10 protein-coding genes are annotated in these 15652 nt (G+C 36.2%); 2 read left to right on the forward strand and 8 right to left on the reverse strand.

The features are described from left to right. Window positions 1-53 precede the first annotated feature (53 nt). Together nrdR and E7419_00870 are read left to right on the forward strand one after the other, a co-directional pair. Window positions 54-503, forward strand: a complete 450-nt coding sequence (gene nrdR / locus E7419_00865; protein MBE7013739.1) for a transcriptional repressor NrdR — start codon at window positions 54-56, stop codon at window positions 501-503. Continuing rightward, the gene (locus E7419_00870; protein ID MBE7013740.1) at window positions 500-1330 is read left to right on the forward strand and encodes a PHP domain-containing protein; all 831 of its coding nucleotides are present in this window, start codon (window positions 500-502) and stop codon (window positions 1328-1330) included. The genes nrdR and E7419_00870 overlap by 4 nt, the downstream gene beginning before the upstream one ends. A 463-nt stretch (window positions 1331-1793) precedes the next feature. On the opposite strand, the gene E7419_00875 is transcribed toward E7419_00870, so the two are convergent. The 8 genes from E7419_00875 to rpoC all read right to left on the reverse strand — a co-directional run bounded on the left by E7419_00875 (window position 1794) and on the right by rpoC (window position 15619). After that, a complete protein-coding gene (locus E7419_00875; GenBank protein MBE7013741.1) occupies window positions 1794-4679 on the reverse strand; it encodes an S-layer homology domain-containing protein in 2886 nt (961 codons plus the stop codon). A 179-nt stretch (window positions 4680-4858) separates the two neighbouring features. Beyond that, complete coding sequence (locus tag E7419_00880) at window positions 4859-6157, reverse strand: hypothetical protein (protein MBE7013742.1); 1299 nt, start codon at window positions 6155-6157, stop codon at window positions 4859-4861. A gap of 150 nt (window positions 6158-6307) precedes the next feature. Next, entirely contained in the window at window positions 6308-7045 is a 738-nt protein-coding gene (locus tag E7419_00885) for a transposase (GenBank protein ID MBE7013743.1), read from the reverse strand. A gap of 191 nt (window positions 7046-7236) precedes the next feature. Beyond that, window positions 7237-8439, reverse strand: coding sequence for an elongation factor Tu (gene tuf, locus E7419_00890; GenBank protein MBE7013744.1), 1203 nt, complete (start codon window positions 8437-8439; stop codon window positions 7237-7239). Between the two features lie 90 nt (window positions 8440-8529). After that, on the reverse strand, window positions 8530-10614 hold the full coding sequence (gene fusA, locus E7419_00895; GenBank protein ID MBE7013745.1) for an elongation factor G: 2085 nt from the start codon (window positions 10612-10614) through the stop codon (window positions 8530-8532). A gap of 24 nt (window positions 10615-10638) precedes the next feature. Further along, window positions 10639-11109, reverse strand: coding sequence for a 30S ribosomal protein S7 (gene rpsG, locus E7419_00900; GenBank protein ID MBE7013746.1), 471 nt, complete (start codon window positions 11107-11109; stop codon window positions 10639-10641). Window positions 11110-11291: 182 nt separating this feature from the next. Further along, entirely contained in the window at window positions 11292-11711 is a 420-nt protein-coding gene (locus tag E7419_00905; protein ID MBE7013747.1) for a 30S ribosomal protein S12, read from the reverse strand. A 368-nt stretch (window positions 11712-12079) separates the two neighbouring features. Beyond that, window positions 12080-15619 (reverse strand): DNA-directed RNA polymerase subunit beta', encoded by a 3540-nt coding sequence (rpoC, locus tag E7419_00910; protein MBE7013748.1) that lies wholly within the window; start codon window positions 15617-15619, stop codon window positions 12080-12082. Window positions 15620-15652 lie beyond the last annotated feature (33 nt).

Below are 15652 nucleotides of genomic sequence, written 5' to 3' on the forward strand. Positions count from 1 at the left end.
AATTTGCATTTCGAGGGAATTTATGTTATTATATATTTGAAAGAGGTGGTTATATGAAATGTCCATACTGTGGATATTTTGACTTAAAAGTTATTGAAACAAGAACAGTTGAAGAAACAAACTCGATAAGAAGACGTAGGGAATGTTTAGAATGTCAGCAAAGGTTTACAACCTATGAAAGAGTTGAAAATATATCCTTAGTTGTTATAAAGAAAAATAAAACCAGAGAAACTTTTGACCGTGAAAAAGTTCTTGCAGGTATTATTACCGCTTGTCAGAAAAGGCCTGTCACTACGGCACAAATGGAAAATATAGTTGACGAAATTGAGCAACAGTTATTAAACTCACTTGAGCGTGAGATTCCAAGTTCAAAAATCGGCGAACTGGTTATGCAAAAATTAAAAGATGTTGACGAAGTCGCTTATGTTCGTTTTGCATCAGTTTACAGACAGTTTAAAGACATAAATACATTTATGTCGGAACTAAAGAAGCTTTTATCATGAGAAAATATATTGATTTACATACCCACTCTACAAAATCTGACGGCTCATATACGCCGTCAGAACTTATTTATCACGCCGATAATTTAGGTTTATATGCTGTTGCTCTTACTGACCATGATAATATTGATGGTCTTCATGATGCCTATGAAACTGCTAAAAATCTTGAAATAAAGTTCATTCCCGGAATTGAATTAAGTTGCGATTTTGAAAGTGAACTTCATATTGTAGGGCTTAATATTGATTATACAAACAAGAATTTAATTTCTGCCTGTGAAAAATTTAAAGATGACAGGAATAAAAGGAATATAAATTCAATAAAAAAACTAAATGATATTGGAATTGACATTTCTTTAGAAGAAGCAAAAAAATATTGCCCCGGTGATGCTATGGGGCGGGCGCATATTGCAAAAGTAATGGTAGATAAGGGATATGCTTCTGATGTTAAAGATGCCTTTAGAAAATACTTGGGTAAAGGAAAAGTCGGGTATTCAAATGAATATCGCATATCTTATGAAAATGCAATTTCTTTAATTAAAAACAGTGGTGGAACAGCCATACTTGCTCACTGCCATTATCTTAATATGGATGATGAAACATTTATAAATTTTGTAAAAACTTTAAAAGAAGCAGGGCTTGATGGTCTGGAAGGTTACTACACCGAATACAGCAAAGAACAAAGTGACTTTTTTATAGATGTTTCCAAAAAACTTGAATTAAAAATTTCAGGTGGCTCTGATTTTCATGGAAGTATGAAGCCATTAGTCCATCTTGGTACCGGATTTGGAAATTTAAAAGTAACAAAGGAACTACTTGAAAATTTGATATAGAGAATTTAATGGACGCAAAAGGGACAGACCCCAAAACGTCCGAAAAATGGACGCAATAGGGTCTGTCCCTTTTGCGTCCTTTTAGTTAATAAATTATTCATATTTCTTTCATTAAATGAACATAAATATTTTTTATAATTAAATTGTAAAGTACGAAAGATACTTTACAAATCCCCTTTAATAACCCCTTAAATCCCTTTTCAAGAAATATTTTCTTGAGCATAAGTTGTGATAACTTATGTACTAAAATCGGAATTAATCCCCTCCGGTTTTAGATAATCCCACACAAGAAAAGGAACCGTTTATTCGGTTCCTTTTTCTTTTTATGATTTGTATCTTTGTCTTCGGGAGGGCATGGAAGCCCTCCCCTACAATCTAATACAAATAATTGCATAAAAAAACTCCCGAGAAAATCTCGGGAGTTTTATTTATAAGATTTAATTTAATTTTAGTTAAGTTAATCTTATCTTCTGTTATCGTTAGCAGCGTCGATGATTACGCAAACTTTGCTGTCTTTATCGAAGCAGTAGATGATAACGATATCGTCGTTACCTGTTTCGTCTCCAGCGTTGTTATTCCATGTAGCATTCTTAACTGTTTCAGCGTCAGAAATTGAATAGTTGTTAGCGTAAACTCTGCCGTTAGCAAGTTTAACTGTTGGAGCACCTGGTTTGAATGAAACTTTGTCTTCGGTATTTACATAAGTACCGTCATTGTCATCATCAAAGTAGATTGCGCCAGATTCGTATTTAGCAACGTAACCAGATTTCAAGTAACCTTCATCTTCATCTCTGTAGTCGTCAGCCCATTCGTCCTGAGTTCCGCCAGCGATAGCAGCAACTTCAGAAGCTGTAGCGATAATTCTTACTGCAGGAGCAAAGTCACCTTCAGAGTATTGGATGATAGCACCAACATTGATATCTGCAAGACTTACATTATCAGGAGTCTGAGCTTTTTCAGTTTCAGCATCATAGTAGTTTGTATCAGCATCAACATTGAATGATACTAATTTACCATCTACATAACCTCTGATTATGCTGTATGGGTCGCCGTCTTCTGTTTCACCGGTAGATGGAGCAGCAGAAACAACCATTACAGAAGAAGTAGGTTCAACTTTAGCTTTTGCATCAAATACAACGATAAATGCAACTTCATCATATTCATTGATAACATACTGAACATCATACTGTTCTTCGTCAGCAAAGATAGCTTTTGAAGAAATAGAGAATGCATCTTTATCTTTTACAAGAGATGTATTTGTGTTAGCAACAATTGTTGTTTCGTCTTCAATATAGTATCCACCTAAAGTATCATCTGTAGCATCAAATTTCAAGTTGTTCTGTATAGAACTTACAGCTGAGTATTCGCTAGTTGTAGCTGTAGCGATGTTAGCAGCAGTTGTAATTGAAGTAATTTCGCTTGCAGAGTTTGTAGTGTACATTACAAGACCAATAGTATTATTTAAAGTTGGAGTTACTTGTTGCTGATTAATAGTAACAGCAGGACCTGTAATAGAAGTTACAGTACCATTTTGTGCTTTATTTACTGTCAAGTTTGCTTTCTGAGTTCCAACACCATCAAATTCAGTGTTTTTAGCGAAAGCATAGTTTTCAAATTTACCATCTTTTGTATAGATAGTCGCTTTTGCTTCTGTGTCAGCACCGTTTGTATCTTCATAGATAGCATATAATAAACCAAATGTTCTTGAAGAAGCATCTAATTCTTTGTCTAAGATTACACCAACGATATCAACATAGAAGATACCTTTGTCGCCTGCATCAACTTTGCCGTAAGTATCTTTGTATTCTGTGCCGTTGATCCATGCTTTACCATTAGATGTTTCAGAAACAGAACCTTCAATTTTGCCATCGGAAATGATGTATTCATAGAAATAATTTCCTTGATTATCATCAGATACAAATGTGTTTATAATATCACCTTTTTTGATGTCAGCAAAACTTAATTCTTTGCCATTAACATCTGTAAGTGTATATGTCTGAGTTTCCATTTCTTTATCAAAGTCGTATGTGTAACCTTGATTTGTACCAATTCTCATTGAAGAATCATAGATGTCTTCAACAATACCTGACTGTAATTTAGAATAGATAATAACGTCATACTGAGAGTCACCAGTATTTTCGATAAGTGTCATTGTAGGGATTGCGCCATCATCATAATCATTATCTATATCAGAAGAAGAGTTTACAGTATAATATGTGTTATTGTTACAGTAAACTTTAACATCTGAAGATAATTTAACTTCAGTAGCTTTACCTGTTTCTTCAGAAGAAGTAGCGTAGTAAGTTAATTTACCTTTAACTTCTTCATTTACATTTGTAGTCTGTGTGTTGTCTGGAACATACCAAGTAACTGCTCCGTCTTTCATCTGAGTACCTGTTATTTCAAGTGTTTCATTTTTTCCAACTTTTGGAACAACTGCTAAAACAACTTCATCGTCTTCATTATAGTCAACGAAAGCGGTTACTTTATAACCTCTAGGAATTGAAAGACCTTCAACAGCATCATAAGTTCCGCCCATTAAGTAGTTACCTGTATAAGTAACATTATTAGCAGTAAATGATGTGTAGAACATATCATATTCAGAAGCTAATGCAGCTGTACCAAGTGTAACTTTAGCAGCGTCTTCTGCAGCAAAACTTACAGGATCAACTGTTGTGTCAACTTTAGCAACTTTTAGGTAGTCAGATAATAAAGTTTTGTTAACTTGTTCAAAGTTCTTATCTGTACCGAAGCCTGTTTGTTCCATTAATTTGTCATCTAATGCGTTGTAAGCAAGTCTTGCAACGATAGCTCTTGTAGCTTTGTCGCCGATTTTACCGTTAGCACCTACTGTCATGCCAAGAGTATTAGCCTGAGCCATGTAAGATGTTGGGTAAGCATCTTTAACTTCAGCAAACATTGGAGCGTAACCTAAAGCACATACTAACATTTTAATAGCCTGTTCGTAAGTAACTTCATCGTCTGGACCAAATGTGCCGTCGCCATAACCTAAGATGATTTCTTTCTGGTTAGCGATTTTAACGTATCCAGCTGCCCAGTGAGAAGCAGGAACGTCTGTGAAGTTTGTAGCTGTAGCAGCACCTGCAGCAGCATCTTCCATACCTAACATTCTAACTACAACAGCAGCGAATTCTGCTCTTGTGATAGTTTTGTCAGGGCCGAATGAACCGTCTTCATAACCTTTTAATAGGCCAAGAGCGGACATAACTGTTACAGCTTCATTGTAGCTTGCATCAGCAGCAACATCAGTAAAAGCTGCAAAGCTTACTGTGCTAAGTGCCATAGCAAGAACGATAACTAAAGCTGCAATTTTCTTTAAGTTTTTCATTTGAGTTTCCTCCCTTTATAAAAATTTTTTATTTTTTTGAAAGTTAAGACAGTATACCTTACTTTCGTTGTACTCATTCTACCAAACTTTTTTTTACGTGTCAATGGTTGTAACATATTTGTAATGATACTGTATTTGTTTTGATATTTTAATAGTTTTTCGTAATATTTTGGCAATAACTATATTTTTATTTCTATTAAAACGAAGCTGGCTTTATTATCTTTTTCAACTTCCATATTATGTTTATCTCCATATGGCAGGTAGAAAAGCGTGTCGCTGCCGAGATAAATGTTTCTTTTCCCGAAGTTCATTTTGCATTTATTATCATCAAATGTATACATAAGCTGATAAGTGCCGGGATGGGTATGAGGCTCTTCTTTTTCATATTCATCAAGTTCAACCTTATTTATTACAGGTTCTGATTTTGGATTTTTAACATTTATTTCGACTAATGTTGTATCTGCTTCTGCGTTAAGTATATACTGTTGACCGGGCAAAAATGTGCATATTTCTTTTTTACCAATTGTGTTTTCGCCATATTTTACAGCACCGTTTGCTACTATAATAATTTTATAATACGCATCCTGCCCGTCACTTTCAATAAATTCGCCTTCTTCAAGATGATGGAAGAAGCTTTTGGTATTCGGGACAACGCCTTTTAACACTTCGCCATCCATATCAAACGATGTTGCAAGGTCGAAAAAAGATTTTTCAACATAGAAATGCAAAAACCACGCTTTTGAAAAGGCAATATTGAATGCATCGCCTGTATCATCAAGAAGGACTGAATACACTTCTAAAAGCCTTTCAAAATAGAATATTGTGAGCACTGTAAAAATCAAAACGGAAAGGGCTATTGCTACAATATGCAAACTGATTGCAGATAAATACGGATTATTCTGAAAGGTTTGATAAACTCCTAAGTACACCATTCCTGCTGTTATAAAGGAATGTATCAGATAGTATATCGTTTCTCCGCTGAAAATGTTGCCTTTATAAAACTTACGTCTTTTATATTTCTTTTTATCAAAATCAACGTATTTTTCGCCTTTTTTATAAATACATCTATAGTAAACTGCCTGAATTGTTCTTTTGTCAAGTGAGCCTTCTTTAAAACTCATAAGATTAGTAATAGTCTGACAGCAGAGCCAGTAGGATTCCTTATATATACGGTATCTTTCAATGATAAGCGCAAACATCCAGCCGATTATGGCAAGGGCAAAAAATATAATACCTTTTGCAACATCGGTTATGCCCGCAGTTGACAAAGCAAAGGGAACCAAAAAGGAAAACATTGCAAGGTACAAGGTAAATACCTGATCTCTTTTCGCCTGTTGCAAAGTCATCTCTTCAACACATCTGTCGTATAAATTAGATAGTTCATAACTCGGATTTTCTGACAATTTGTCGTTAGAAAAATATTTGTATTTGAAATCTTTTGAGTTCTCATCCCTCTTGCTTTTAATAAATGGCCACATTGTAATAACCCCCTTTTTTATATCAAGTATATAATACCACAAAAAATGACATTTTTCAATGTTAATTTATTAACACAAGTGGACGCAAAAGGGACAGACACCAAAACGTCCGAAAAATGGACGCAAAAGGGTCTGTCCCTTTTGCGTCCATTATTGGTAATTTCTTAAAGTACTTTCTTTGATTTTAGTTATTTTTGAAATAAGAGTTGTGGTAAAGGTTTTACGCAATTCAGCGATTATTCCTCTTTTTTGATAGGATGGCAATTCCGCAATTGCTTCAGGTTCCATTTTATAATTAGTTACAATGTGTTTTCTTAATTCCATAAGATCCTGATGTTTTTTATCAAAGGGGTCATAGTCATCAGATGCATCATAGTGAATATTTTTAAATTGTGTTAAATCGATTATATTAAGAAGATAATCCTTATCTGCAAGTCCGTCATAATTTGTAATATATTCATTATAACTGTTCCAATTGTAATCCTCTATTTTTTCAACGACAAACGCTTTTACCGGATTACGATGAACATATCTTACTGAAGCAAAAAAGTAATCGTTCGACATTATCGGAATGCTTTTATACCTGCTTTCGTACAGATGTCCACGTCTATCATATTTATTATTATAATACAAAGCATATTTTGTGAGAAGATTTTTCATAATAAGTGAAATATCCCCCATATTGTTTTCTTTTAAAACTAAATGAACATGATTAGTCATAAAACAATACGCATATATTTCAAATGAAAACTTCTTTTTGAGTTCTTTTATGTAATCCGACATAACTTTAAAGTCAAAATCTTCTTCAAAAATATTTTGTTTATTGACTCCCCTGAACATAATGTGATATATGCCAAGTTCACTGTACTCTCTGCTTCCTCTGCTCATAATGCAACCACCTTTCAAATAAAGAATATCACATTTTACAAAATATGTCAAGCCGAAATGGACGCAAAAGGGACAGACCCTATTGCGTCCATTTTTCGGACGTTTTGGGGTCTGTCCCTTTTGCGTCCATTTTGTTTGGATATTAAAAAAGCATCCCTTTTGGGATGCTCTTTTATTTTTCTATGTTTTAATTATTCAACGATAGAGATAACAGCACCTGAACCAACAGTTCTTCCGCCTTCACGAATAGCGAATCTTAATCCTTCTTCGATAGCGATTGGTGTGATAAGTTCAACGTTCATAACAACGTTATCACCAGGCATACACATTTCTGTGCCTTCTGGTAATGTGATTAGACCTGTAACGTCAGTTGTTCTGAAATAGAACTGAGGTCTGTAGTTGTTGAAGAATGGAGTATGTCTACCACCTTCGTCTTTACTTAGAACGTAAACCTGAGCCTGGAATTTTTTGTGAGGTGTGATTGTTCCTGGTTTAGCAAGAACCTGACCTCTTTCGATTTCGTTTCTCTGAACACCTCTTAAAAGAACACCGATGTTGTCCCCAGCTTCAGCATAGTCAAGAAGTTTTCTGAACATTTCGATACCTGTTACAACAACTTTTCTTGATTCGTCTGTTAAACCAACGATTTCAACTTCTTCAGAAACTTTTAACTGACCTCTTTCAACTCTACCTGTAGCAACAGTACCACGACCTGTGATAGAGAATACGTCTTCGACAGGCATTAAGAATGGTAAGTCAGCTTTTCTGTCAGGAGTTGGGATATAAGAGTCAACCTGAGCCATAAGTTCAAGAATACAAGCGTATTCAGGAGCGTTAGGATCAGTAGATGTTGATTCAAGAACTTTTAGACCTGAACCTTTAACGATTGGAGTATCATCTCCAGGGAATTCATATTCGTTAAGAAGTTCTCTGATTTCCATTTCAACTAATTCTAATAATTCTTCGTCATCAACCTGGTCAGCTTTGTTCATAAATACTACGATATAAGGAACGCCAACCTGACGAGATAGAAGAATGTGTTCTTTTGTCTGAGGCATTGGGCCGTCAGCAGCAGAAACAACAAGGATAGCACCGTCCATCTGAGCAGCACCAGTGATCATGTTTTTAACGTAGTCGGCGTGTCCTGGGCAGTCAACGTGTGCATAGTGACGATTTTCTGTTTCATATTCAACGTGAGCAGTAGAGATAGTGATACCTCTTTCTCTTTCTTCCGGAGCCTTATCGATGTTATCGTAAGCAGAGAATTCTGCCTGGCCCTTTAAACTTAAAACTTTTGTAATAGCCGCTGTTAAAGTTGTTTTACCATGGTCAACGTGACCGATAGTACCAATGTTAACGTGAGGCTTGGTTCTTTCAAACTTAGCTTTTGCCATTTTAATTTCCTCCCTTATTATCAGACATTTCGGATGCCTGATGAATTTATAATTTCATTATAATAAATTTTTGATAAAAAAGCAAGACTTTTATTCTTCTTTCTTAGTTCTTTGAGCAATAATTTTTTCTCCTACGGATTTAGGCACTTCTTCGTAGTGACTTGGTTCCATAGAATAGTTACCTCTGCCCTGTGTTCTGGAACGAAGGTCGGTTGCGTAACCGAACATTTCTGAAAGCGGAACAAATGCGTTGATTTGCTGTGCACCCTGACGTGCTTCCATACCTTCCAGACGACCTCTTCTTGAGTTAATATCGCCGATAACATCGCCCATATATTCTTCAGGAACGATAACAACAACTTTCATTATTGGTTCAAGTAAAACAGGGTCTGCTTTTCTAGAACCTTCTTTGAATGCCATTGAACCGGCAATCTTAAACGCCATTTCAGATGAGTCAACTTCGTGGTAAGATCCATCATAAAGTACAACCTTAACGTCAACTACATTATAACCTGCAAGGACACCGCTTTCCATAGCGCCCTGAACACCTGCGTCAACAGCAGGAATGTATTCTTTCGGAATAGCACCGCCGACAATTTTGTTTTCAAAACTGTAGCCTGTACCAGGTTCTTGCGGAATAAGTTCAAGATGAACGTGACCGTACTGACCTTTACCACCGGACTGTCTTGCATATTTGTGTTCAATTTTAACAGGTTTTCTGATAGTTTCTTTGTAAGAAACCTGAGGTTTACCAACATTTGCTTCAACTTTGAATTCTCTTAAAAGTCTGTCAACGATAATTTCAAGATGAAGTTCACCCATACCTGCGATGATGGTTTGACCTGTTTCATCGTCAGTATAAGTTTTAAATGTTGGGTCTTCTTCAGCAAGTTTGGAAAGGGCAATACCCATTTTTTCCTGACCTGCTTTAGTTTTAGGCTCAATAGCAACTCTGATAACAGGATCAGGGAATTCCATTGATTCTAATATAATAGGATGTGCTTCATCACAAAGAGTATCCCCGGTAGTTGTGTTTTTAAAACCAACACCAGCAGCGATATCGCCTGAGTAAACCATTTCGATATCTTCTCTGTGGTTAGCATGCATCTGAAGAATTCTACCAATTCTTTCTTTATTGTTCTTAGTAGAGTTTAAGATACCGGAACCTGATTTTAAAGTTCCTGAATAAACTCTGAAGAAACAAAGTCTTCCAACATAAGGGTCGGTCATAATCTTGAATGCTAACGCTGAGAAAGGAGCGTTATCATCAGCAGGTCTGTCCTGTTCTTCTTCTGTACCCGGAACAACACCCTTAATAGCAGGGATATCAACCGGTGCAGGCATAAAGTCAACAACTGCGTCAAGAAGTTTCTGAACACCCTTGTTTCTGTAAGAAGTACCACATAAAACAGGAACGATTTTGTTATCGATTGTACCCTGTCTTAATGCTTTTTTGATTTCTGCAGTTGTGATTTCTTCACCTTCTAAATATTTCATCATAAGGTCTTCATCAAGTTCAGCAACTGCTTCTAAAAGTTCATTTCTGTATTCTTCTGCTTTTTCCTTCATATCCGCCGGAATTTCTTCCACACGCATATCGTTACCCATTTCATCATAATACACATCGGCATTCATTTCAACTAAGTCAACGATACCTTTGAATGTATCTTCAGAACCTATTGGTAACTGAATCGGAACAGCATTACAAGATAATCTGTCCTTCATCATGGATACAACATTATAAAAGTCTGCACCCATAATGTCCATTTTATTAACGTAAGCCATACGAGGAACACCGTATTTATCAGCTTGACGCCAAACGGTTTCTGACTGAGGTTCAACTCCGCCTTTAGCGCAGAATACAGTAACAGAACCGTCAAGAACTCTAAGAGAACGTTCAACTTCAACAGTGAAGTCAACGTGCCCAGGAGTATCTATGATATTGATTCTATGGCCTTTCCATTGAGCAGTAGTAGCAGCAGAAGTAATTGTAATACCTCTTTCCTGTTCCTGTTCCATCCAGTCCATAGTAGCGCCACCCTCGTGGGTTTCACCAACTTTATGAACTCTACCTGTGTAATACAAAATTCTTTCGGTAGTGGTTGTTTTACCAGCATCAATGTGCGCCATAATACCAATGTTTCTTGTTTTTTCTAAACTAAATTCTCTTGGCACAAACATTTCCTCCTAGTTAAAAAATTACCATCTGTAATGAGCAAAAGCTTTATTTGCTTCAGCCATTTTATGAGTATCTTCACGTTTCTTAACTGCGCCGCCTGTTGCATTTGCAGCATCAAGGATTTCACCAGCCAGTCTTTCACGCATAGTTCTTTCATTTCTTGCTCTTGAATATGTTGTTAACCAACGAAGTCCAAGAGTTTGTTTTCTTTCAGGTCTAACTTCCATTGGTACTTGATAAGTAGCACCGCCGACTCTTCTTGCTTTTACTTCAAGAAGTGGCATAATGTTGTTCATAGCCTCGTTGAAAACTTCTAAAGGTTCTTTTCCTGATTTTTCTTTTACAATGTCGAATGCATCATAAACGATCTTCTGAGCAACACCCTTCTTACCGTCTAACATTATGTTGTTAATAAGTTTTGTAACAACTACATCATTGTAAAGTGGATCAGGCAGAACTTCTCTTTTTGGAATATTACCTTTTCTTGGCACTTTACTTCCCCCTTTCGCAATAAATGGTTATCGCAGGTACTCAATGACTAATTCACTGTTAGCACTTTTTAACACGCTTATCAAATACACAAATTAAAAATAAATATATACAATAAACTAAAAAGTACTAAGACACCTATAACCTTTTAAATTTCTTTTTTAATTAGTTTTATGCTGCTTGATTATTTTGCAGCTTTTGGTCTTTTTGCACCGTATTTAGATCTCGCTTGGTTTCTGTTAGCAACACCGGCGGTATCAAGTGTACCTCTGATGATGTGGTAACGTACCCCAGGAAGATCCTTAACTCTACCACCTCTTATAAGAACAACACTGTGTTCCTGTAAGTTGTGACCAATACCAGGAATGTATGAAGAAACTTCAATCCCGTTTGTAAGTCTTACTCTGGCAATTTTTCTAAGCGCTGAGTTAGGCTTTTTAGGTGTTGTAGTTTTAACTGATGTACAAACACCTCTCTTTTGTGGAGAACTCTGGTCAGTAGGTAGTTTTTTAAGGGTATTAAGACCTTTTTGAAGAGCAGGCGCAGTTGACTTTTTAACAAGTGACTTTCTGCCTTTTCTTACCAACTGATTAAATGTAGGCATCTTTTAATTTCACCTCCTATGTTTATTATATATATTTAAAATCCTGTGGATTTTAAAGCAAATTAATAATGAGGAATTAGGAATTAGGAATGAAGGAAGACAAAATCATGCTATGCAGCGATTTTGTCGTTTCTAATTTCATTTTCATTTAATCCCATAAACTTTTTTATATTTCTTATATAATCAGGAATTATTTAAAATCGCAGATTTCCCTTTAATTCCATAAATCGCAAAGCGATTTATACCGCAATTATTCACTATTCATTATTCATTATTCATTGGCAAGATTCTGCTTGTGCAGAATCTTACCAATTTAATATTTTATCTTATTTTTTAAGAAAAGTCAACAAATTTTTAAATCTTTGATTTTAATTTGCTATTTCTTCCTGTTCGCTGTTATCTTCGGATTTTATATTATAACCAAAATCTTTATAGATATTCATACCTGTACCTGCAGGGATAAGTTTACCGATAATAACATTTTCTTTTAAGCCGATAAGCGGATCGGATTTACCTTTGATTGCGGCTTCGGTAAGAACTCTTGTTGTTTCCTGGAATGATGCTGCAGAAAGGAATGAATCGGTAGCAAGAGATGCTTTTGTTATACCTAAAAGTACAACGTTGCCTTTTGCAGGAACTTTTCCTTCTTTTATAAGTTCTTCGTTAACATTTGCATATTCCAAAGTATCAACAAGGCTTCCTGTTAAGAATGATGAATCGCCGTTATCTTCAATTTTAACTTTTCTCATCATCTGCCTTACAATAACTTCAACGTGCTTATCGTTAATATCAACACCCTGGTTTCTGTAAACCATCTGAACTTCTTTTAAAAGATATTTCCAAACGGCTTCAGGACCCTGAACTCTTAATATATCGTGTGGATAGATTGAACCGCCGGTAATAGGATCGCCTTTTTTAATCACATCGCCGTCCTGTACCTTTGTTTCATATCCGTAAGCAATCTGGTAGGTTTCAGCCTGACCGTCTTCCCCTGTAACAGTAATTTCTCTTTTCTTTTTAGATTCAGAATAAGAAACTTTACCGTCAAGGTCAGAGATTATGGCAAATTTCTTTGGTCTTCTTGCTTCGAACAGTTCTTCAATTCTTGGAAGACCCTGTGTGATATCGTCTCCCGCAACACCACCTGAGTGGAAGGTTCTCATTGTAAGCTGAGTACCCGGTTCACCGATGGACTGAGCAGCAATAATACCAACAGATTCGCCTATATTTACTTTTTCGTTGGTTGCAAGGTTTTTACCGTAACACTTAGCACATACGCCGTGTCTTAAGTGACAACCTAACACTGAACGGATTTTAACTTCTTTGATACCTGCTTCAACAATTTTCTTAGCAATTGCTTCACTAATCATTGTATCTTTATCAACTAAAAGGTTGCCCTTTTCGTCATATAAATCTTCAAGTACAAATCTTCCTCTTAATCTTTCTTCCAAAGATTCTAAAACTCTGTTACCGTCCATAATATCGGAAATAACAATACCTTCGTCAGTTCCGCAGTCGTCTGCACGGATAATTATATCCTGAGATACGTCAACAAGTCTTCTTGTTAAGTAACCCGAGTCGGCAGTTCTTAGCGCAGTATCGGCAAGACCTTTTCTCGCACCACGTGTTGAGATAAAGTATTCCAGAATGTTAAGACCTTCACGGAAGTTCGCACGGATAGGAATTTCGATTGCTTTACCTGTTGTGTTAGCCATAAGACCACGCATACCTGCAAGCTGTCTTATCTGGTTAACACTACCTCTCGCACCTGAGTTTGCCATCATAAATATCGGATTGAATTTATCAAGACCGCCCATAAGTGCTTTTGTAACTTTATCGGTAGTTTTGGTCCATTCTTCAATAACAAGATTATATCTTTCTTCGTCAGAAATAAGACCACGTCTGAATTGTTTTGTGATTTCCAGAACATTGTTTTCTGCTTCGTCAATGAAACCTTTCTTTTCTTTCGGAACAACCATATCCGAAATACTTACTGTTACGGCACCTCTTGTTGAATATTTAAAGCCTAATGCTTTAATTTCATCAAGAACGCTTACTGTATCTGTTGTACCGTGTTCTCTTATGCAGGCATCAATTATTTTACCAAGCATTTTCTTATCGGCAGGAACTGTGATTTCTAAGTCAAAGAAAGTTTCAGGGATTTTACCGTCAACGATTTCTCTGTCTTTAAACTTAAGGTCCTGAGGAATGTTTTCATTAAATATAATCTGACCAACGGTAGCATCTATAAGTTTAGATTCCATCTTGCCGTCAATTTCTTTAAAACTTCTTACTTTGATTGGAGCATGAAGTCCGACAACATTGTTATCATAAGCAAGGATTGCTTCTGAGAAATCAGCAAATATTTTACCTGCACCTTTCTCATTTTCGTCAACAACTGTTAAGTAGTAACTTCCAAGAATCATATCCTGTGTAGGAACTGTAACAGGTTTACCGTCCTGAGGTTTAAGTAAGTTATTTGCAGATAACATTAAAAATCTTGCTTCAGCCTGTGCTTCTGCTGAAAGAGGAAGATGGACAGCCATCTGGTCACCGTCAAAGTCGGCGTTATACGCTGTACAAACAAGAGGATGAAGTTTTAAGGCTCTTCCTTCTACAAGTACAGGTTCAAATGCCTGAATACCAAGCCTGTGAAGAGTAGGAGCACGGTTTAGTAAAACAGGATGTTCTTTGATAACTTCTTCCAAGATATCCCATACTTCGTCTTTTACTCTTTCAACCATTCTCTTGGCACTCTTTATATTGTGAGCCTTGCCTTTTTCAACAAGACATTTCATAACGAAAGGTTTGAAAAGTTCGAGTGCCATTTCTTTAGGAAGACCACACTGATATAATTTAAGTGTAGGTCCTACAACGATAACTGAACGGCCTGAATAGTCAACACGTTTACCAAGTAAGTTCTGTCTGAAACGGCCCTGTTTACCTTTTAATAAATCAGATAATGATTTTAAAGGACGGTTACCGGGTCCTACAACAGGCTTACCGCGTCTGCCGTTATCAATAAGAGCGTCAACTGCTTCCTGAAGCATTCTCTTTTCGTTTCTTACTATAATGTCAGGTGCGTTTAACTCTAAAAGTTTTTTAAGACGGTTATTTCTGTTAATAACTCTTCTGTATAAATCATTTAAGTCACTCGCTGCAAATCTGCCGCCGTCAAGTTGTACCATAGGTCTTAAATCGGGCGGAATTACAGGGATAACGTCAAGTATCATCCATTCAGGTTTGTTTCCTGATGTTCTGAACGCTTCAACTGCTTCTAAAGTTTTAATAAGTTTAATTTTCTTCTGACCTGTTGCGCCCAAGATTTCTTCTTTTAAATCTTCGCTCATTTTATCAAGGTCAATTTTAGCAAGAAGTTCTTTGACAGCTGCTGCACCCATTCCTGCAGAAAACTTATCGCCGTACTTTTCTCTTGCTTCTCTGTATTCTTTTTCTGTAAGAATTTGTTTATCCATTAAGTTTGTTTTACCTGCATCGGTTACAATATACGCTGCAAAGTATAAAACTTTTTCCAAAACTCTTGGTGTAACATCCAAAAGTAGTCCCATTCTGCTTGGTATTCCTTTGAAATACCATATATGAGAAACAGGTGTTGCAAGTTCAATATGCCCCATTCTTTCTCTTCTTACTTTTGAACGGGTAACTTCAACTCCGCAACGGTCACATATTACACCTTTGTATCTGATTCTTTTGTATTTACCGCAATGACATTCCCAGTCTCTTTGAGGACCAAAAACTTTTTCGCAGAACAAACCGTCTTTTTCAGGTTTCTGAGTTCTGTAATTTATGGTTTCGGGTTTTTTAACTTCTCCGTAAGACCATTCTCTGATTTTTTCAGGGGACGCCAAGCCGATTTTTATTTTTTCAAAACTGTTAAATTCAACCATTTAAATGCTCCCTCCAATTTTAATTGGGATTAA

The organism is Oscillospiraceae bacterium, assembly GCA_015068525.1.
Classification (GTDB): domain Bacteria; phylum Bacillota; class Clostridia; order UMGS1840; family HGM11507; genus SIG450.

Excerpts from the sequence above, each read along its gene's own strand:
- nrdR (MBE7013739.1), top strand. The coding sequence starts at position 54 with ATGAAATGTCCATACTGTGGATATTTTGACTTAAAAGTTATTGAAACA.
- E7419_00870 (MBE7013740.1), top strand. The coding sequence starts at position 500 with ATGAGAAAATATATTGATTTACATACCCACTCTACAAAATCTGACGGC.
- E7419_00875 (MBE7013741.1), bottom strand. The coding sequence starts at position 4,679 with ATGAAAAACTTAAAGAAAATTGCAGCTTTAGTTATCGTTCTTGCTATG.
- E7419_00880 (MBE7013742.1), bottom strand. The coding sequence starts at position 6,157 with ATGTGGCCATTTATTAAAAGCAAGAGGGATGAGAACTCAAAAGATTTC.
- E7419_00885 (MBE7013743.1), bottom strand. The coding sequence starts at position 7,045 with ATGAGCAGAGGAAGCAGAGAGTACAGTGAACTTGGCATATATCACATT.
- tuf (MBE7013744.1), bottom strand. The coding sequence starts at position 8,439 with ATGGCAAAAGCTAAGTTTGAAAGAACCAAGCCTCACGTTAACATTGGT.
- E7419_00905 (MBE7013747.1), bottom strand. The coding sequence starts at position 11,711 with ATGCCTACATTTAATCAGTTGGTAAGAAAAGGCAGAAAGTCACTTGTT.
- rpoC (MBE7013748.1), bottom strand. The coding sequence starts at position 15,619 with ATGGTTGAATTTAACAGTTTTGAAAAAATAAAAATCGGCTTGGCGTCC.